The organism is Anaerotruncus sp., from assembly GCF_057433415.1.
Genome location: NZ_DBMDHH010000005.1, coordinates 1 through 18,789, shown reverse-complemented (window position 1 = coordinate 18,789; position 18,789 = coordinate 1). Strand labels below are relative to the sequence as shown.

General features: G+C 64.9%; 18 protein-coding genes. All 18 read right to left on the bottom strand.

From position 1 onward, the window contains the following. Nucleotides 1-12 precede the first annotated feature (12 nt). A complete protein-coding gene (locus ACZO3G_RS02525; RefSeq protein ID WP_101550034.1) occupies nucleotides 13-546 on the bottom strand; it encodes an RNA polymerase sigma factor in 534 nt (177 codons plus the stop codon). 154 nt (nucleotides 547-700) lie between these two features. After that, nucleotides 701-1,102: a hypothetical protein gene (locus ACZO3G_RS02520; RefSeq protein ID WP_101550032.1), complete on the bottom strand. Its 402-nt coding sequence runs from the start codon at nucleotides 1,100-1,102 to the stop codon at nucleotides 701-703. Nucleotides 1,103-1,184: 82 nt separating this feature from the next. Then, complete coding sequence (purD, locus tag ACZO3G_RS02515; protein WP_276870109.1) at nucleotides 1,185-2,456, bottom strand: phosphoribosylamine--glycine ligase; 1,272 nt, start codon at nucleotides 2,454-2,456, stop codon at nucleotides 1,185-1,187. 42 nt (nucleotides 2,457-2,498) lie between these two features. Then, the gene (locus ACZO3G_RS02510; RefSeq protein ID WP_276870113.1) at nucleotides 2,499-3,674 is read right to left on the bottom strand and encodes a phosphoribosylaminoimidazolecarboxamide formyltransferase; all 1,176 of its coding nucleotides are present in this window, start codon (nucleotides 3,672-3,674) and stop codon (nucleotides 2,499-2,501) included. A gap of 13 nt (nucleotides 3,675-3,687) precedes the next feature. Further along, nucleotides 3,688-4,386, bottom strand: coding sequence for an IMP cyclohydrolase (locus tag ACZO3G_RS02505; protein WP_276870115.1), 699 nt, complete (start codon nucleotides 4,384-4,386; stop codon nucleotides 3,688-3,690). Then, on the bottom strand, nucleotides 4,383-4,991 hold the full coding sequence (gene purN / locus ACZO3G_RS02500; protein ID WP_418452793.1) for a phosphoribosylglycinamide formyltransferase: 609 nt from the start codon (nucleotides 4,989-4,991) through the stop codon (nucleotides 4,383-4,385). The genes ACZO3G_RS02505 and purN overlap by 4 nt, the downstream gene beginning before the upstream one ends. Continuing rightward, nucleotides 4,985-6,025 (bottom strand): phosphoribosylformylglycinamidine cyclo-ligase, encoded by a 1,041-nt coding sequence (purM, locus tag ACZO3G_RS02495; RefSeq protein WP_101550024.1) that lies wholly within the window; start codon nucleotides 6,023-6,025, stop codon nucleotides 4,985-4,987. Before purM ends, purN begins: the two co-directional genes overlap by 7 nt. Beyond that, complete coding sequence (purF, locus tag ACZO3G_RS02490) at nucleotides 6,022-7,479, bottom strand: amidophosphoribosyltransferase (RefSeq protein WP_418452802.1); 1,458 nt, start codon at nucleotides 7,477-7,479, stop codon at nucleotides 6,022-6,024. The genes purM and purF overlap by 4 nt, the downstream gene beginning before the upstream one ends. A 24-nt stretch (nucleotides 7,480-7,503) precedes the next feature. Further along, nucleotides 7,504-8,214 (bottom strand): phosphoribosylaminoimidazolesuccinocarboxamide synthase, encoded by a 711-nt coding sequence (gene purC, locus ACZO3G_RS02485; RefSeq protein ID WP_101550022.1) that lies wholly within the window; start codon nucleotides 8,212-8,214, stop codon nucleotides 7,504-7,506. 68 nt (nucleotides 8,215-8,282) lie between these two features. Further along, complete coding sequence (purE, locus tag ACZO3G_RS02480; RefSeq protein ID WP_373690862.1) at nucleotides 8,283-8,753, bottom strand: 5-(carboxyamino)imidazole ribonucleotide mutase; 471 nt, start codon at nucleotides 8,751-8,753, stop codon at nucleotides 8,283-8,285. Between the two features lie 409 nt (nucleotides 8,754-9,162). Continuing rightward, nucleotides 9,163-9,513: a DUF3221 domain-containing protein gene (locus tag ACZO3G_RS02475; protein WP_277138525.1), complete on the bottom strand. Its 351-nt coding sequence runs from the start codon at nucleotides 9,511-9,513 to the stop codon at nucleotides 9,163-9,165. A 10-nt stretch (nucleotides 9,514-9,523) separates the two neighbouring features. Further along, entirely contained in the window at nucleotides 9,524-10,891 is a 1,368-nt protein-coding gene (locus ACZO3G_RS02470; protein WP_276870123.1) for an MATE family efflux transporter, read from the bottom strand. Nucleotides 10,892-10,914: 23 nt separating this feature from the next. Beyond that, nucleotides 10,915-12,267: an MATE family efflux transporter gene (locus ACZO3G_RS02465; RefSeq protein ID WP_276870125.1), complete on the bottom strand. Its 1,353-nt coding sequence runs from the start codon at nucleotides 12,265-12,267 to the stop codon at nucleotides 10,915-10,917. Between the two features lie 26 nt (nucleotides 12,268-12,293). Next, nucleotides 12,294-14,051 (bottom strand): ABC transporter ATP-binding protein, encoded by a 1,758-nt coding sequence (locus ACZO3G_RS02460; RefSeq protein ID WP_101550012.1) that lies wholly within the window; start codon nucleotides 14,049-14,051, stop codon nucleotides 12,294-12,296. 159 nt (nucleotides 14,052-14,210) lie between these two features. Next, a complete protein-coding gene (locus ACZO3G_RS02455) occupies nucleotides 14,211-15,584 on the bottom strand; it encodes a citrate/2-methylcitrate synthase (protein WP_101550010.1) in 1,374 nt (457 codons plus the stop codon). Between the two features lie 369 nt (nucleotides 15,585-15,953). Then, the gene (mutY, locus tag ACZO3G_RS02450) at nucleotides 15,954-17,006 is read right to left on the bottom strand and encodes an A/G-specific adenine glycosylase (protein ID WP_276870130.1); all 1,053 of its coding nucleotides are present in this window, start codon (nucleotides 17,004-17,006) and stop codon (nucleotides 15,954-15,956) included. Next, nucleotides 17,003-17,566, bottom strand: a complete 564-nt coding sequence (locus ACZO3G_RS02445) for an NUDIX hydrolase (protein ID WP_101550008.1) — start codon at nucleotides 17,564-17,566, stop codon at nucleotides 17,003-17,005. Before ACZO3G_RS02445 ends, mutY begins: the two co-directional genes overlap by 4 nt. Nucleotides 17,567-17,573: 7 nt before the next feature. After that, a partial coding sequence (locus ACZO3G_RS02440) for an amidohydrolase (protein ID WP_486846767.1) occupies nucleotides 17,574-18,789 on the bottom strand: 1,216 nt, incomplete at its 5' end.

The following is an 18,789-nucleotide window of genomic DNA, read 5'->3' as shown; positions in this document are numbered from 1 at the left end:
ACTCCTTTCGGGTTATTTTTCCAGCTGGGCGCGCAGTTTTTTGAGCGTCCGGTGCAGCTTGGAGCTCACGGTGCCCTGCGGCGCCCCCAGGATCTCGGCAGTCTCGCGCACCGTGTAGCCCTGCACCACCGCCAGCGCGATGATCTGGCGCTCCTGCGGCGTGAGGGTTTCCAGCGCGGATACGAGCGCGAGCTTTTGGGTGGAGTGCTCCTCCACGCCCTCCCCTTCCTCGGTGAGGTCGAGGAAATCGTCGATATCCAGCTCGTTGCGCCCCGAAATATACTGCCCGATCTTCCGCTTGCAGCGGATCGAAAGGATCCGCATGATCCATGGCCGGAAGCTGTTGTCGTCCCGCAGGTTCTTGATGCCCTTGAACGCCTCGATGAAGGTTTCGCTTACCACGTCCTGCGCGTCATGGGCGTTGCCCAGCGAATAGAGCGCAACACGATAAAGGTCATCAGCGATCTGCTGATAAACCCTTGCGAAACTATCCTTGTCTCCGAGGCGGGCCTCACGCACCGCCGTAACGTCAACAACCATCTTCATTTACCACCATTTTCTTGCAAACGGTTCACTGATATAGTGAAGGGAAAGCTGCAATTTACTGCACATGATTTGGAAAGAATCCAAAAAAGAATGTGTGCGTCGGCAAAGCCAATGCACACATTATAGCAAGCATCGCGGAAAAGTGCAACTTTCGTCACGCTTCGAGCACGTCGGTCGGGTTCTCCACCGTCAGGATGGCGTAGACGCAGGTGGTCACCACCGACAGGAAGTTCGCCAGCAGGTTGATCTGCGTCTGCGTCAGGTTGTCGCAGAGCACGTTCGCAACGGTCGCCGCCGCGTAGACGAACTGCGCGCCCTGGCCGCTCTGGGCCTGCGGCCCGGTGGGCCGCGTGGAGCCTGTGGAGCCCGTGGAACCGGTGGGACCCGTTGGGTCCGCCGCCCCCGAAGCCGCGGAGAAGGGGCCCGCCGCCCCCGTGGAGGAGGCCTGCCCCGCGGCTTCCGCGGCCGCCCGCGCGGCGCGGTTGACCTGCGCGTCCGAAACGAACACCCCTTCGATCCCCGCGGCCCCGACCACGCCCTCCGAACCTGTCGCCATGCGCACCACCTCCCCTACAGTCTATGCGGGCGGGCGGCCGCGCGCCAAAAAAGGAAGGCCGCGCGCGGCCTTCCTTTTTTTGTTATCTGTGGTTGCGCGCGCCGATGTCCCGGCGGAAATGCACCCCCTCGAACCGGATGCCCTCCGCCGCGCGGTAGGCGTTTCGGAGCGCCTCCCCGGCCGTCGGGGCGGTGCAGGTGACCCCCAGCACGCGGCCGCCCGCCGTCTTATAGACGCCCTCCTCAAGGCGGGTGCCCGCGTGGTAGACTGTCGCGCCCGGGACCTGCCCGTCCGCGCCGAGCCCTTCGATGGGAAGGCCGGTTTGGTACTTGAGCGGGTAGCCGCCGCTCGCGAGCACGACGCAGGCGGCGCTTTCGTCGGAAAATTCCACCGGAAGCTCCCCGAGCCGGCGCTCGTCGATCGCCAGCATGATCTCCAGCAGGTCGGTTTTGAGGAGCGGCAGCACCACCTGCGTCTCGGGGTCGCCGAACCGGCAGTTGTACTCGATCACCTTCGGGCCGTCCGGCGTGAGCATGAGCCCGAAATAGAGGCATCCGGAGAAGGGGCAGCCCTCCGCCCGCATCGCCGCGAGGGTGGGCTTGAAGATACGCTCCATGCACTCCGCGGCGATCTCCGGGGTGTAGCAGGCGTTGGGCGCGACGGTGCCCATGCCGCCCGTGTTGGGGCCCTCGTCCCCGTCGAAGGCGCGCTTATGATCCATCGACGAGATCATCGGCGCCACCGTTTCCCCGTCGCAGAAGGAGAGCACGCTCACCTCGGGCCCGGTCAAAAATTCCTCGACGACGATGCGGTTGCCCGACGCGCCGAAGAGCTTGTCCTCCATGATCGAGCGGACCGCGTCCTTCGCCTCGGCGAGGTCCCGCGCGATGACGACCCCTTTGCCGAGCGCCAGCCCATCCGCCTTGACGACGGTCGGGAAGGCGTTCTGCGTCTCGATGTAGGCGACGGCCTCGGAGGCGCTGTCAAAGGTGCGGTATTTCGCGGTCGGGATGCCGTATTTCTCCATGAGGTTTTTGGCGAAGACCTTGCTGCCCTCGATGCGGGCGGCGGCCTTGTTGGGTCCGAAGGTGCGGACGCCCGCGGCGTTCATCGCGTCGACCATGCCGAGCGCGAGCGGGTCGTCGGGCGCGACGACCGCCAAATCGACCGCGTGCTCCTTCGCGAACGCGACCATCCCGTCGAGGTCGGTCGCCTTGATGGGGACGCACTCCGCGTCGGCGGCGATGCCGCCGTTGCCGGGCGCGCAGTAGATGGTTTCCGCCTCGGGGTTCTCGCGGAGCTTGCGGATGATCGCGTGTTCGCGTCCGCCTCCGCCGACTACCAGAATCTTCATGAGGCCGTCCTCCTGTTGTTGTGATCTCAGTTCCGGCGCGCCTTAGTGGTGGAAAAGCCGGATGCCGGTGAAGGCCATGGCGATGCCATATTTATTGCAGGTCTCGATCACGTTGTCGTCGCGGATCGAGCCGCCCGGCTGCGCGATGTAGCGCACGCCCGAACGGTGGGCGCGCTCGATGTTGTCGCCGAACGGGAAGAACGCGTCCGACCCGAGCGAAACGCCGTCGAGCCTGTCGAGCCACTCGCGCTTCTCCTCCCGCGTCAGCGGGACGGGGCGCTCGGTGAAGAACTGCTGCCACGTCCCCTCCGCCAGCACGTCCATCCAGTCGTCCGAGATGTACACGTCGATCGTGTTGTCCCGGTCGGGGCGGCGGATGTCCGCCCTAAAGGGCAGGTTCAGCACCTTTTCATGCTGGCGCAGCCACCAGATGTCCGCCTTGTTGCCCGCCAGGCGGGTGCAGTGGATGCGGCTCTGCTGGCCCGCGCCGATGCCGATGCACTGGCCGCCCCTGGCGTAGCAGACCGAATTGGACTGGGTGTATTTGAGCGCGATCAGCGCGATCACAAGGTCGCGCTTCGCGTCGTCGGGCAGGGTTTTGCAGTCGGTGACGACGTTCTCGAGAAGGGTGTTGTCGATCTTGAGCTCGTTGCGCCCCTGCTCAAAGGTGATCCCGAAGACGTCCTTGTGCTCGACCGGCGCGGGGATGTAGGCCGGGTCGATTTTGACGACGTTGTAGCCGCCCTTGCGCTTGGTCTTCAGCACTTCGAGCGCCTCGTCGGTATAGCCGGGCGCGATGACGCCGTCGGACACCTCGCGCGCGAGCAGCTTGGCGGTCTGCACGTCGCAGGCGTCGGAGAGCGCGACCCAGTCGCCGTAGGAGGACATGCGGTCGGCGCCGCGCGCGCGCGCGTAAGCGCTCGCGATCGGGCTGAGTTCGAGGTCGTCCACAAAGTAGATCCTCTTTTCCACCTCGCTCAGGGGCAGGCCGACCGCCGCCCCGGCGGGGCTCACATGCTTAAAGGACGCCGCGCTGGGAAGTCCCGTCGCGGCTTTCAGCTCCCGCACGAGCTGCCAGGAGTTGAACGCGTCGAGGAAGTTGATGAAGCCGGGCTTGCCGTTCAGGACCTCGACCGGCAGCTCGCCCTCCTTCATAAAGATGCGCGCGGGTTTCTGGTTGGGGTTGCAGCCGTATTTCAGTTCCAGTTCCTTTGCCATGCCGCCGTCCTCCTCAGTGGTTTTTGTTGACGATGCGCGTCTCGCAGGTGCCCGCCGCCACGTCGATGTAGCGGACGAAAAGGGAGACCTTGTTCGCGTCGTTGAGATTCTCCCAGAGCGTGCCGGTGAAGGCGTCGATATCCCCTTCGACCGCCACCTCCTCCGGCTCTCCCTCGAACGAAGGGATCGGGTCGCCGTCGCAGCGGTAGGTGTGGATGAAGTGCCCCTCGCCCGGGCGCGGGTCCCAATACTGGAAGAAGTAGCGGCGCACCGACGAGGGGTCGCCGTCCGCGCTCTTCAGGATCGAGAGGCGGTAGTCGAAGCCGTGCAGCAGCCCCGACACGCGCGGGGTGTAGTTGGGGGCGTCCGGCTCAAAGGTGCGGGTGCGCAGGGCGTCCGCGAAGGAGCCGCCCCTCTGGAGAAAGTCATAGATCGTGTCGGTCTGGTCGCCGTTGGTGACGATCGTCGTGTCGCCGAGCACCCGGACCGGCGAATAGATGATGAGCGACGGGTCGGAGAGCTTGGCCGGGTCGAACGCCTCGGTGCGGATACCCTCCCCGTCAGTGACGAAAATCCGGTTGCGGCTGTTCTCGCTGCGCCCCATAATGAAATAGGCGGCGACGGCGTGTTTCCCGTCCGCGCTGCGCCCGAGCAGGATGCCGCGGCCCGGGTAGGCGTTCTCTCTGAGCAGCTTTGCGATGTCCTGTTTCATTCCATTCCCTCCAATTGTCCGCTGCATACCAATTCCAGCGCCTTCGGGAGCAGCACCCATTCGGCCTGCTCCATGACGCGCCTCTGTAACCGCTCGGGGGTGTCGCCCGGCAGGACGTCGACCGCCTTCTGCAAAATGATCTGCCCGCCGTCGGTCACCTCGTTGACGAAGTGCACCGTCGCGCCGGTGACCTTCACGCCGTAGGCGAGCGCCGCCTCGTGCACATGCAGGCCGTACATTCCGTCCCCGCAGAAGGAGGGGATGAGCGCCGGATGCACATTGATGATCCTGCGGTCGTAATTTTCGACGACCTTATCCCCCAGCACGTAGAGAAAGCCCGCCAGCACGACGTAGTCCGCCTCGAACCGCTCGAGCGCGGCGATGATCGCCTCGTCGTAATCGGCGCGGGAGGCGTAGGCCTTCCGCGGGACCACCTCGGTGGGGATGCCCGACTTTTTGGCGCGCTCGAGCGCGAAGGCCCCCTCCTTCGAGGAGACGACCCCGGCGAGCTCGGCGCTCGGCAGCTCTCCGCGCGCCTTCGCGTCGATGAGCGCCTGCAAATTGGTCCCGCCGCCCGAAACGAGCACCACGACCCGTTTCAGCATAGCTCGACCCCCCGCTCGCCGTCGTCGACATAGCCGATCACCCTGGCGCGCTCGCCGTGGTCGTTGAGGATCTCGACCGCGCGCTGCGCGTCGTCCTTATCGACCACGAGCACCATGCCGGTGCCCATGTTGAAGGTGTTGTACATGTCGTGCTCGGAAATCCCGCCGATCCGCTGGATCATGTCGAAGAGGGGCAGGGGCGTCGCGAGCCGCTTGCTGATGAGGGCGCGCTTGCCCTCGGGCAGGGCGCGCGGGATGTTTTCGTAGAAGCCGCCGCCCGTGATGTGGGCGACCGACTTGACGGCGAGCTCGTCCATCACGGCGAGCACCGGCTTGACGTAGATGCGGGTGGGCGCGAGCAGCGCCTCGCCGAGCGTCGCGCCCAGCTCGTCGTAGTAGCGGTCGAGCACGCCGGGGGCCTCCACGTCGAAGACCTTGCGCACGAGGGAGAAGCCGTTGGAGTGCACGCCGTTCGACTTGATGCCGACGAGCGCGTCCCCCGCCGCGACGGTGGTGTTGTCGAGGATTTTGGACTTGTCCACCGCGCCCACCGCGAAGCCCGCGAGATCGTACTCGTCCTCGGGGTAGAAGCCGGGCATCTCGGCGGTCTCGCCGCCGGTGAGCGCGCAGCCCGCCTGCACACAGCCCTCCGCGACGCCCGAAACGATCTGCGCGATCTTTTCGGGGACGTTTTTGCCGCAGGCGATGTAATCGAGAAAGACGAGCGGCTTCGCGCCGCAGCAGATGATGTCGTTGACGCACATCGCCACGCAGTCGATGCCGACGGTGTCGTGCCTGTCCATCAAAAAGGCGAGCTTCAGCTTGGTGCCGACCCCGTCGGTGCCCGCGCAGAGCACCGGGTTGGGCATGCCCGCCAAATCGAGCTCGAAGAGGCCGCCGAACCCGCCGAGACCGCCGAGCACGCCGCCCGTCATCGTGCGCGCCACATGCGACTTCATCAGTTCGACCGCCCTGTATCCGGCGGTGACGTCGACGCCCGCCGCCTTATAGCTCTCGGAATAGCTGTTGTTCATGCCTGTTCCCTCCGCTTGGCCTTCTCGCTGATCTTGTGTTCAAACTTGTCCTTAGGGGTCTCGTCGGGCACCTTGATCGGGTATTCGCCCGTGAAGCAGCCGACGCAGAAGCCGCAGTGCGCCCCGCGGGCGATCTGCTGGACCCCCTCGACGCTCAGGTAATGGAGGGAGTCGACGCCGATCGTCTTTGCAATCTCGGGGATCGTCATCCTGCAGGCGATCAGCTTGTCGCGGCTGTCGATGTCGGTGCCGAAGAAGCAGGGATTCCGGAAGGGCGGCGCGGAAACGGCGAAGTGCACCTCCTTGGCGCCCGCCTCCCGCAGCAGCTTGACGATCCGCCCGCAGGTGGTCCCGCGCACGATCGAATCGTCGATCAGCACGACCCGCTTGTCCTTCACCGTCTCGGCGATGACGTTGAGCTTGATGCGCACCGCGTTTTCCCGCTGGCCCTGGGTGGGCTGGATGAAGGTGCGCCCGACGTAGCGGTTCTTGATGAAGCCGACGCCGTAGGGGATGCCCGATTCGCGCGAATAGCCGAGCGCCGCGTCGAGGCCCGAATCGGGCACGCCGATGACGACGTCCGCCTCGATCGGGTGCTCGCGGTAGAGGATCCGCCCGGCGCGCTGGCGCGCCTCGTGGACGCTCACCCCCTCGACCACCGAGTCGGGGCGCGCGAAGTAGACGTATTCAAAGACGCAGAAGCTGCTCCTGCCGCCGCAGTGGGTGCGGATGCTCCGGAGCTCCCCGTCCTCGGCGACCACGATCTCGCCCGGCTCGACATCCCGCAAAAACTGCGCGCCGATGCTGTCGAAGGCGCAGCTCTCAGAGGCGAAGGCATAGCCGTTCTCCGTTTTGCCGACGCACAGCGGCCGGAAGCCGTTGGGGTCGCGGGCGGCGATCAGCTTTTTGGGGGACATGACGATGAGCGAATAGGCCCCCTTGAGCGTGTACATCGCCTTGGCGACCGCCTCCTCGATGCTCGGGGAGAGCAGCCGCTCGCGGGTGATGATATAGCTGATGACCTCGCTGTCGTTGGTCGTGTGGAAGATCGCGCCGTTCATTTCGAGCTGGCGGCGCAGGTCGGGGGCGTTGACGAGGTTGCCGTTGTGGGCGAGCGCCATCGTGCCCTTGCAGTGGCGCACGACGAGCGGCTGGGCGTTGACGACGCTGCCGTTGCCCGTCGTCGAATAGCGGCAGTGGCCCACCGCCATATTGCCCTGCCCGAGGCTTTCGAGCACGTCCCGGTTGAAGACGTCGGGCACAAGGCCCACGTTTTTGTGGCAGTTGATGACGCCGTCGTCATTCACCGCGATACCGCAGCTCTCCTGGCCGCGGTGCTGGAGCGCGTAAAGCGCGAAATAGGCGCTGGTCGCCACGTCGGTGCGGCTGTTTTCGTAGATGCCGAAAACGCCGCACTCCTCATGCAGTTCGCTGTACAAATCGATTCCCTCCATCGGAAATTCGTGGATCTCTCTCATTTATTCGCCGAGCAGGCGGCGCATCACTTCGTGGTACGCCCCTTCGACGCCGCCCATGTCGCGGCGGAAACGGTCCTTGTCGAGCTTTTCGCCCGTCTTGCTGTCCCAGAAGCGGCAGGTGTCGGGAGAAATTTCGTCGGCGAGGATGATCCGGCCGTCGGGGGTCTTGCCGAATTCGAGCTTGAAGTCGATGAGCTCGATGCCGAGATCCTTGAGGTAGGCGGCGAGCAGGTCGTTGATTTTGAAGGCGTAGCCGGCGATCGTCTTGAGCTCCTCGGGGGTGGCCAGCTCCATCGCGAACACATGGTAGTCGTTGATCATCGGGTCGCCGAGCTCGTCGTCCTTGTAGCTGTACTCGAGCACCGTCTTGGCGAGCTTCTTGCCCTCGGGCAGGCCGAGCCGCTTGGAGAGGGAGCCGGCCGCGATGTTGCGGACGATGACCTCGAGCGGGACGATCGTGACCTTTTTAACGAGGGTCTCGCGGTCGGAGAGCTCCTCAATCAGGTGGGTGGGGATGCCGTTCTCCTCGAGCATCTTCATCAGGTGGTTGGAGACCTTATTGTTGATGATGCCCTTTTCGGCGATGGTGCCCTTCTTCTGGCCGTTGAAGGCGGTCGCGTCGTCCTTATAGGAGACGATGTAGGCGTTCGGGTCGTCGGTCGCAAAGACCTTCTTGGCTTTTCCCTCGTAGAGCTGTTCCCTTTTTTCCATTTCTGTTTCCTCCTAAAGTCCTGAAGTATTTGAATCTTCCGATGATCGTGCGCATTTTGGCGGAGAGATCAGCCGAGCTGCTCCTGGAGCTTGCGGTCCTTCTCGATGACGCCCTGCTTCATCTCTTCCTTCCTGAGCGACAGCTTGTACGCGACCTCCGCGTCGGTCACGCCGATGATCTGCGCCGCGAGGATCGCCGCGTTCTGCGCGCCGTCGATCGCCACCGTCGCCACCGGGATGCCGGAGGGCATCTGCACCGTCGCGAGCAGGGCGTCCAGACCGTCGAGGGTGGAGGATTTGACCGGGATGCCGATGACCGGCAGCGTCGTGTGCGCCGCCAGCACACCCGCCAGGTGCGCCGCCTTGCCCGCCGCCGCGATGATCGCGGCAAAGCCGTGGTCGCGCGCCGACGCCGCGAACTCGCACGCGAGCGCGGGGGTCCGGTGCGCGCTCATGACGTGGACCTCCACGCCGATGCCAAACCCCTTGAGGGTATCGATCGCGCCCTTGACGACCGGCAGGTCGCTGTCGCTGCCCATAATAACCGCTACTTTTTTGTCCGCCAATTCCGACACTTCCCTTTCCATTTCCGATTTTGTTTTCTGCAAATGAAAAACAGGCTGCGATCGCTCGCAACCTGCACTACTTCCGCGAAGGCATGGCGGACCCGCCCGCCGCGCGCCCCAAAAGGCCGCCTGCCAGCCGGATGCAGCTCTCCCTTGATGATCCGCATTCGCCCATCAGAAGAGCCATTTCCGCCACCTCCGCAATCAAAATACACTTCCAGTTTACAGGATTCCGCCAGCATTTTCAATTGGAAAATGCACCGTTTTGAAAGATTGGAGGGTTGATTTAAAATGTACGATCTTGCAGGATTCTTTTTGTCGAATTGCACGACATGTCATACTCTTTCTGCCAGCGGTTTTTCCACCCGCCCGCGGACCGCAATCACCGGGCCTGCCCGTCCTCCGGGGGCTTCACCAGAATGATCGCGTACACCGTGTCGACCTGCGCCGGGTAGCTCTCGGCGATCGTCCCGTCGTAGTAGACGCGCACCGCGTCCCCCACGCTGAAGTGCGTCATGCTGTCCTCCAGCGCCGCGTCCAGCGAGACGCTGACGAGATCGCTGGTACGGCAGACCTCCTCGTCTTCGTTGACGCGGACGAGGATGCTCCCCTCGCGCGCCTCTTCGACGACCCCGGCAAAATTCGGCTCCTTCCCGACGGTGTCCATGCTCATCGGCCGGGCGCAGCCGGACAGCAGGAGGAAAACGCACAGGCAAAAAACCAGCTTTTTCATATCATCCACCTCACAGAGATTGCTTCGGGCCGTCGTCCGTCTCCCGGAACCCGCGGTTGAGGCGCAGCTTGACGGGGAAGAAGATCGCGAAGGTGAGCGCCTCCGCCGCGAAAAGCGCGAGCCACACGCCGCTGAGTCCCCACAGCGCGGAGAAGGCCCGCAGCGCCAGGTAGACGAGCACGATGCCGCGCAGCAGTGCGACGGCCGTCGTACAGAGCGACTGCTCGATCGACTGGAAATAGTACATGAGGATCGTGTTCGCGCCGGTGAAGGGCAGCGAGAGGAAGTAGAGCGTCACGGCGGGCACGCCGATGGCGAGCACCCGCGCGTCGGTCGAGATGAAAAGCCCGATGATCTGCCCCGGGAAGAGCAGGATGACCCCGTAGACCGCGAGCGAAAAGAGCACCGCCGTGGCCGCCGCGACCCGGTCGACCGCCTTCATCCTCCCGTACCAGCCCGAGCCGTAGCTGATCGAGATGATCGGCTGGGCGGCCTGCGCCATGCCGTTGAAGATGCCCTTGCCCACATAGCCGATATTGGAGATGATCGAGAAGACCGCGACCGCCGTCTCCCCGCCCACCCGGATGAGCACGATGTTGAACATGAGAATGACGAAGCCCGCCGAGGTCTCAAGCACCCCCGAGCCCGCGCCGTTTTTGACCATCCGCCACCAGAGGCGGGGAGAGAAGAACCGCCGGGTGAAGCGCACCTCGTTACGGCGGGTGACAAAGTGCAGGCTCAGCAGCCCGCAGGTGATGAAGGGGCCGATGATTGTCGCAAGCCCCGCGCCGAACGTCCCCATCCCCAGCGGGATCACGAAGAGATAGTCGAGCAGGATGTTGGCGGCGTTGCCCGCCGCTCCCGCGACCATCACGAGCCGGGGATTGCCGTCGCTGCGCACGATGACGCACATCGCGCTCGAAAGCATATAGACGAAGCAGAGGGGACTGATCGGAGACAGGTAGGCGACGACGTTCCCGACGATCAGGTCGGTCGCGCCGAAGAGGCAGGCGATCTGCCGCAGGAAGAGCGTCCCGAAGACGGAGAGCAGCGCGCCGGCCGCAAGCACCGAAACGACCGCCATCGTAAAGACGCGGTCGCCGCTTTCGGGGTCCCCCTCGCCGCGGCAGACCGAGATCGTGGTCGCCGCGCCGACGCCGATCAGGATGGAAAAGGTGGTGTAGACGGTAAAGATGGGCAGCGCGACGTTGAGCGCCGCGAGCCCGTTTTCCCCCACCGCCATGCCGACGAAAAAGACGTCGGCCAGGCAGTAGCAGCAATGCGCCACCTGTCCGATGATCGTCGGGACGAGGTAGCGGAAATATTCCGACCGGACCTCGGCGCGCTGCGCCTTTCCGGCAAGCGATTGTGCTGGCATAGAGCTCCTGTCCGGGCGCGCCTTCAGCGGGGCGCGTCCTCAATGATGGATTTCGTTTTCCAGCCGCCCGAAAAGAACCGGGCGGCCGCGATGACGAGGCCGATCGTCCAGCCCATCGGGATCGACCACCAGACGGCGGCCTCCCCGATAAACGCCGCGAGCGTGTAGGCGAGGACGACGCGCGCCGAAAAATTGCCCAGCGTCCCGATCATGAACACCTTCATGTCCCCCGCGCCGCGCAGCACGCCGTTGAAATCGCACATGATCCCCATCGCCGCGTAGAAGAGGGAGACGACGGTGAGGTATTCGACGCCCGCCGCGATCACTGCGGCGTTGGCGGAGGAATCGACGAAGAGCCCGACGAACTGCGGGCCGAACCCCCACAGCACGGCGGTGGTCGCGCCGCCGATGACCGCCGACATCACGACCGCCGCGCGCAGGCCCTTCCCCACCCGCCCGGGCTTCGCCGCGCCGATGTTCTGCGCGGTGAAGGAGGAGACGGCGTTGCCGACGTTGAGCATCGGCATGATCGCGATGCTGTCGATCTTGGTCGCGGCGGTGTAGCCCGCGATCACGTCGGAGCCGTAGCCGTTGACGAGCGCCTGCACGAAGAGCGCGCCGAACGAGACGATCGACTGCTGGACGATCGACGGCACCGCCACCCGGCAGATGTGCCGGAGGCGCTCGCATTCAAAGACGCGGGGCTTCCCCTCGCACGGCATCCGCCTGAGGCGGCGCAGCAGCACGAAAAACGCCAGCAGGGAGGCGAGCGCCTGCGCGATGAGGGTCGCCCACGCCACGCCCGGCACCCCCATCCCGAACCGGATGACGAAGAGCAGGTCGAGGAAGATGTTGGTCACCGACGAGAGCATCAGCAGCCAGAGGGGGGTGCGGCTGTCCCCGAGGGCGTTGAAGGCGGCCGTCGAGGTGTTGTAGAGAAATAGGAAGGGCACCGCCGCCACATAGATGCGCAGGTAGGCGTCCGCGTCGGAAAAGATGTTGCCCGGCGTGCGCATGAGCAAAAGCAGCGGGCGCGCGAGCAGCAGCCCGGCGAGCAAAAGCAGGGCGCTCAGCGTCATCATCGAGGTGAGCGCGGTAAAGACCGACGATTTCATCTCGGTGATCCGCTTGGCGCCGTAAAACTGCGAGATCACCACCGAACAGCCGATCGAGGCGCCGGTGGCGACCGCGATGAACAGGAAGGTGACCGGATAGGAGGCCCCGACCGCCGCGAGCGCGTCGGAGCCCACGAAGTTCCCCACCACCACCGAGTCCACGATGTTGTAGAGCTGCTGAAAGACGTTGCCGAGGATCATGGGCAGCGCGAAGGTCACAAGGATCTTCGACGGGCTGCCGGCCGTCATATCCCTTACCATTTCATCGATCCTTCCGCGCCAAAAGCCTATTCCATCTCGGTGTACATGCTGTAGAGGCGGTGGTAGAGCCCGCCCTTCGCCATCAGCTCGGCGTGGGTGCCCTGCTCGGCGATCCCCTCCTCGGTCAGCACGAGGATGAGCTGCGCGCCGCGGATGGTCGTCAGGCGGTGGGCGATCGTAAAGGTGGTCCGCCCCTTCGCAAGCGTCTCAAGCGACTGCTGGACGATCCGTTCGCTCTCGTTGTCGAGCGCGGAGGTCGCCTCGTCGAGGATGAGGATGGGCGGGTTCTTGAGGAAGACCCGCGCGATGCTGATCCGCTGCTTCTGCCCGCCCGAGAGGCGCACTCCGCGCTCCCCCACGTAGGTGTCGTACCCGTCGGGGAACTCCATGATGAAGTCGTGCGCGCCCGCGAGCTTCGCCGCCTCGACGACCTCCTCGCGGCTCGCCCCCGGGCGGCCGTAGGAGATATTTTCAAAGACGCTGCCCGCGAAGAGGTAGACCTCCTGCTGCACGACGCCGATATTCTTGCGCAGGGACTCGAGCGTGAGACCGCGGATATCCTGCCCGTCGACGAGGATGCGCCCCTCGGTCACGTCGTAAAAGCGCGGGATGAGGCTGCAAAGCGTCGTCTTGCCGCCGCCCGACGGCCCGACGAGGGCCACGCTGTCCCCCGGGCGCACATGCAGGTTGATGTCCGAGAGCACGCAGTGGTCGTCGTCCGAATAGTGGAAGGCCACATGCTCGAAGGCGATGTCGCCCGCCACGTCCCGAAGCTCCTTCGCGCCGGGCGCGTCGTGGATGTCCACCGGCGCGTCGACCACCTCAAGGAACCGCTCGATGCCCGTCATGCCGCGCTGGAACTGTTCGGTGAACTCGACGATCCTGCGGATGGTGGTGAGCAGCGTCGTCACATAGAGCAGGTAGGCCATCAGGTCGGCCGCGTTGATCTGCCCGTAGATCATGAAGAGCCCGCCCGCGATCATCACGGCGGCGTACATGATGCCGTCGAAGATGCGGGTCACGCTGCCGAAGCCCGCCATGTAGTGGTACTGCTCCCGCTTGATGTCGAGGAATTCCTCGTTGCCCTCGCGGAACTTCTCCCGCTCGATCTGCTCGTTGGCGAACGATTTGACCACCCGGATGCCGAGCAGGCTGTCCTCCACCTGCGCGTTGAGCTCGCCGATCTGGTTGCGCGACTTTTTGAAGGCGCGGCGCATCCGCTGGTTAAAATAGGTGGCGCAGAGGACCATCAGCGGGATGAGCGCGAAGATGATCAGCGTGAGCCAGAGGTTGGTGTTCGCGAGGATGATGAAGGACACGACGATCTTGAGCGCCGCGATAAAGTACTCCTCGGGGCAGTGGTGGGCGAACTCGGTCACGTCGAACAGGTCGCTCGTGATACGCGCCATCAGCTGGCCGATTTTGGTGCTGTCGAAATAGGTGAAGGAGAGCCGCTGGAGATGCTCGAACAGGTCGCTGCGCATGTCCGTCTCGATGTGCGCGCCCATGATGTGGCCGATGTTCTGCATGTAGTAGTTGGCGGCCATGTCGATCACCCGCAGCAGCAGATAGAGCAGCCCGATCTTCAGGATGAGCGAAACGGTGAGGCTCGCCAGGTCGTTCATGCCGAGGTCGGTGATATACCGCACCATCAGCGGCAGCACCAGCTCGCACACCGTCGTCAGCGAGGCGCAGAAGAGGTCGAGCGCCAGCACCCCGCGGTATTTCTTAAAATAAGGAGCGAACCGCCGAAGCAGCTCGCTGGTTTTGATTTGCCGGTTCATTCCGTACCCCTCTCTTTCCATCAGTCTATCTTAACACATCTTCTCCCAAAATGCCATTCCCGCAAAATCGACAAATCGCAGGCCCGTCCCCGCCCCCGCCTTTATGGATTTCGGCGCACAAAAAAGAGGCCCGCCGGACGGCGGGCCTCTGGGCTTCCGTTATTGCCGCTCGTGCAGCGGGATGTAGTCGGCGCGGGGCGCCACGCTCTGGTAGGCGGGGCGGATGATCTTGCCCGCGTTGCACAGTTCCTCGATGCGGTGGGCGCTCCAGCCCGCGATGCGCGCGATGGCGAAGATCGGGGTGAACAGCTCGGTCGGCAGGTCGAGCATGCTGTAGACGAAGCCGCTGTAGAAGTCGACGTTGGCGGAGACGCCTTTGTAGATGCGGCGCTCCTCGCCGATGACCTCGGGGGCGAGCCGCTCGACGAGGGAGTAGAGCTCGTATTCCTTGTCGAGCCCCTTCTCCTCCGACAGCGATTTGACGAACGCGCGGAAGATGTCGGCGCGCGGGTCGGAGAGGGAGTAGACCGCGTGGCCCATGCCGTAGATGAGCCCCGCGTGGTCGAACGCCTGCTTGTTGAGCAGCGCCTTGAGGTAGCCGCGCACGGCGTCCTCGTCGGTCCAGTCGGGCAGGGTCTTCTTCATGTCGTCGAACATCTTGACGACCTTGATGTTTGCGCCGCCGTGCCGCGGGCCCTTGAGGGAGCCGATCGCGGCCGCGATGACCGAATAGGTGTCGGTCGCGGAGGAGGAGACGACATGGGTGGTGAAGGTCGAGTTGTTGCCGCCGCCGTGCTCCGCGTGGAGCACGAGCGCCACGTCGAGCACGCGGGCCTCCAGGGCGGTGTACTTGCTGTCGGGGCGCAGGATGCGCAGGATGTTCTCTGCCGTCGAAAGCTCGGGGTCGGGCGCGTGGATATAGAGGCTCTGTCCCTCGTGGTAGTGGTTGTAGGCCTGGTAGCCGTAAACCGACAGCAGCGGGAAGAGCGCGATGAGCTGGAGGCACTGGCGCAGCACGTTGGGGATGCTGATGTCGTCAGCGCGGTCGTCGTAGGAATAGAGGGTGAGCACGCTGCGCGCGAGGGTGTTCATCATGTCGCGGCTCGGCGCCTTCATGATGATGTCGCGCACAAAGCTGGTCGGGAGCGTGCGGTAACGGGCGAGCAGGGCCGAGAAATCCTTCAGCTGCCGTTCGCTGGGCAGCTGCCCGAAGAGCAGCAGGTAGACGGCTTCCTCGAAACCGAACCGCTTTTCGCGGATGAATCCGGAGACGAGGTCCTTGATGTTGATGCCGTGGTAGAAGAGCTTGCCCTCACAGGGGATGGTCGAGCCGCTCTCGTCCACCATGCTGGACTGGATTTCGGAGATCTCGGTGAGCCCCGCGAGCACGCCCTTGCCGTTGATGTCGCGCAGGCCGCGTTTCACGTCCAGTTTCTCATACAGCGCGGGGTCAATGGCGCTGCCCTTCCGACAGAGCTCGGAAAGGTCCAGTATTTCCTGCGTAATCTCGGAATACGGGTTGTTGGACGACATGTGTCACACTCCCTTTCTGTTCCTCTTTATGTTTTTATTGATTTAATGAATCACCTTATTATACCAAAAAATTATGGACAATTCGTTTCCAAACTTTGAATAACGCAAAGCCGCCTGTCGAATCGAATCTCGGCAGACGGCCATCCGTCATGGCGCACACGGCCGCGGGGCGGGCCCGGCGGTCCCGGTTACAGCTTACAGGGGGACGAAACATTCCCCCAGTTTAGGATGGTGTTATTATAGCACATTTTCCCTGTTTCGGCAACCCCGCTTGAAAAATCTCCCTGACAAAAAGAGACCGCCCAACGGGCGGTCTCCCATCTCCGGTCGCCGGACTTCCATCGGATTTCTCCTGACGTCCGGGCGGCGTCACCCGCCCGCAGCGAGATAGGGCGCGAGGTAGGCCGAAAACGCGGAGGGCAGCGGATAGTCCTCCCGCAGCCCCCTGGGATCGATCCACTCGAGCCCCTCCCCCGCCTGCGCCTCCTCGACGGTGACGCGGTAGCCGGTCATGTGCCACTCGATGTGGGTGAAGATGTGCTTGGCCGGGCCGAGCGGCTCCACCCGCAGCGGGGCCAGCCCCAGCGTCCGCGCCGCCTCGACGGCGCCGGCGCCGTCGAGCGCGCCCGGCAGGTTGGGCAGCTCCCACAGCCCCGCCAGCAGCCCCTTCGCCGGGCGGCGGCGCAGCGCGAGCAGCTCGTCCCGCACGAGCAGGAGCACGGTGCGCTCCTCGACGCGGCGCGCCTTCTTCGCGGCCTTGACGGGATAGGCTGTTTCGTTTCCCGCCGCGTGCGCCGCGCAGAGGCCCGCGAGCGGGCAGCGCCCGCAGGCGGGCGGGCCGTTCGGCGCGCAGACGGTCGCGCCCAGTTCCATGAGCGCCTGGTTGAACGCCCCCGCGCGCCCGGCGGGGATGATCCCGCGCACCGTCCGTTCGGCGGCGCGCTTGACCGCGGGGTCCGCGATGTCGCTGTTATCCGCCGTCAGCCGGGAGAGCACCCGCAGCACGTTGCCGTCCACGGCGGGCTCGGGAAGGCCGAACGCGATCGACGCGACCGCCCCGGCCGTGTAGGGGCCGACGCCCGGCAGCGTCAGCAGCTCCTCGTGGGAGGCGGGCAGTTCCCCGCCGTACGTTTCCATGATCACCCGCGCGGCCTTTTGGAGGTTGCGGGCGCGGCTGTAGTAGCCGAGTCCCTCCCACAGCTTCAGCAGCTCCCGCTCGTCGACGGCGGCCAGCTCCGCCGGGCCGGGCAGCGCGCCGATAAACCGCGCGAAATACCCCTTGACCGCCTCCACGCGGGTCTGCTGGAGCATGATCTCGGAGATCCACACGCGGTAGGGGGTGACCTCCCGCCGCCAGGGCAGGTCGCGGGCGTTTTCCGCGTACCAGCCGAGCAGCGGTTCTACGATCTCCTCCAGCCTCACGGCAGCTTTCGCATCCGTTCCACCAGCTTGCGGTAGACGGGGTACATCTCCGGTTCGCTGCTGTAGCTTTCGATCTCGCTGATCGGGATCCACTGCACCCCGCTGTTCTCGTCGCTCTTGACGGCCAGCGGCTGGTCCTCCGGCGCGGACAGCAGGTAGGAGACCGACAGGTGCAGGTGGGTGGGGACGTATTTCCCCCGCTTCACATGCCCCGGCACCGTCAGCACGTCCAGCCCCGCAATCTCCCGGGAGAGGGGCGACACCCGCAGGATGCCCGTCTCCTCGCGCGCCTCCCGCAGCGCGACCGCGAGCAGGTCGGGCGCGCCGTCCGCGTGGCCGCCCGTCCACGCCCACGAGCGGTAGATGTTGTGCCACGCCATCAGCGTCTTGTCGCGCGTCTCATTGACGATAAAGCCCGACGAGGTGATGTGCCCCGCGAGGCATTCGCGTGTGAGCACCGTATCGGGAAAATGTTCGATCATCGAGAGAATGAGCGCCTGGTCGGCGGCCTCCTCCTCCCCGCGCGGCCGGTAGGCCGCGATCTCTTCACGGTAGTTCAACTTGCTGTCATTCCTTTCGATAGAGCGGTTCCCCCGCCTTGATGGTCGCCAGCACCCGCAGGTTTTTCAGCTCCTCCGCCGGGACATCCAGCGGATTGCGGTCGAGCACGACCAGATCCGCCCGCTTGCCCGCGCGGATGGTCCCCTTCCGGTCCTCCTCAAAATACTGGTAGGCCGCGTTCGCCGTGACCCCGCGCAGCGCGTCCGTTACGGAGAGCCGCTCCTCCGGGCCGAGCACAACGCCCGCCCTGGTGCGCCGGTTGACCGCGCACCAGACGGTGAAGAGCATATCCGGCTGGATGACCGGCGTGTCCTGGTGGAAGGTGTAGACGACCCCCTCCCGGAGCGCGCTCGCGGCGGGGCTGATCTTTTCGGCGCGGGCCGCGCCGAAATTCTTGAGGTGCACGTCCCCCCAAAACCAGGTGTGCGCCACGAAGAAGGAGGCGATCATGCCGAGCTTCGCCATCTCGGCGAGCTGGTCCTCCCGCACGAGCTGCGCGTGGATCATCACCGGGCGAAGCCCCAGGTCCCCGCCCGCGACCTTTTGGTAAGCGCCGATGAGCTGTCCGCAGGCCGCGTCGCCGTTGCAGTGCACGAGCTGCTGCACCCGTTCGTCCACCGCCTGCCGCACGAAGGCCTCCAGCTGTTCGTCGGTATAGGAGGGGTAGCCCCGGTAGCCGTCCGCCGCGCCCTCATAGGGCTCGCTCATCCACGCGGTGCGTCCCTGCGGCGAGCCGTCGAGGAAAATCTTATATCCGCCGATGCGCAGGTTCCCGCGGTACCGGCCGTACCACTCCGGGTTCTCCCTGAGAAGCCCGGGGCACTGCTTCTGATCGAGGTAGCTCACCACGTCGAGCCGGAGCTTCCCCGCCTCCGACATCCCCTTCAGCAGCTCCCACTCGGCCGGACGGGTCAAGCCGTCCTGCGCCGTCGTGATGCCGTACCGCAGGTAGGCGTCCTGCGCCATCTCCATCTGGCGGAACCGCTCCTCCTCCGAGGGCAGCGGGACCGCGTTGGAACGGGAGATGAACGCCGTCTCCTCGAGATAGCCGTCCGGTTCCCGGGAGGCGTCCACCCTGCCGATCCGCCCGCCGTCCGGATCGGGGGTGTCCGCGGTGATCCCCATCTCCCGGAGCGCCGCCGAATTGACCGCCCCCATATGTCCCGACGCGTGGGAGAGCAGCACGGGATTGTCCGGGGCGGCGCGGTCGAGCGCCTCCCGG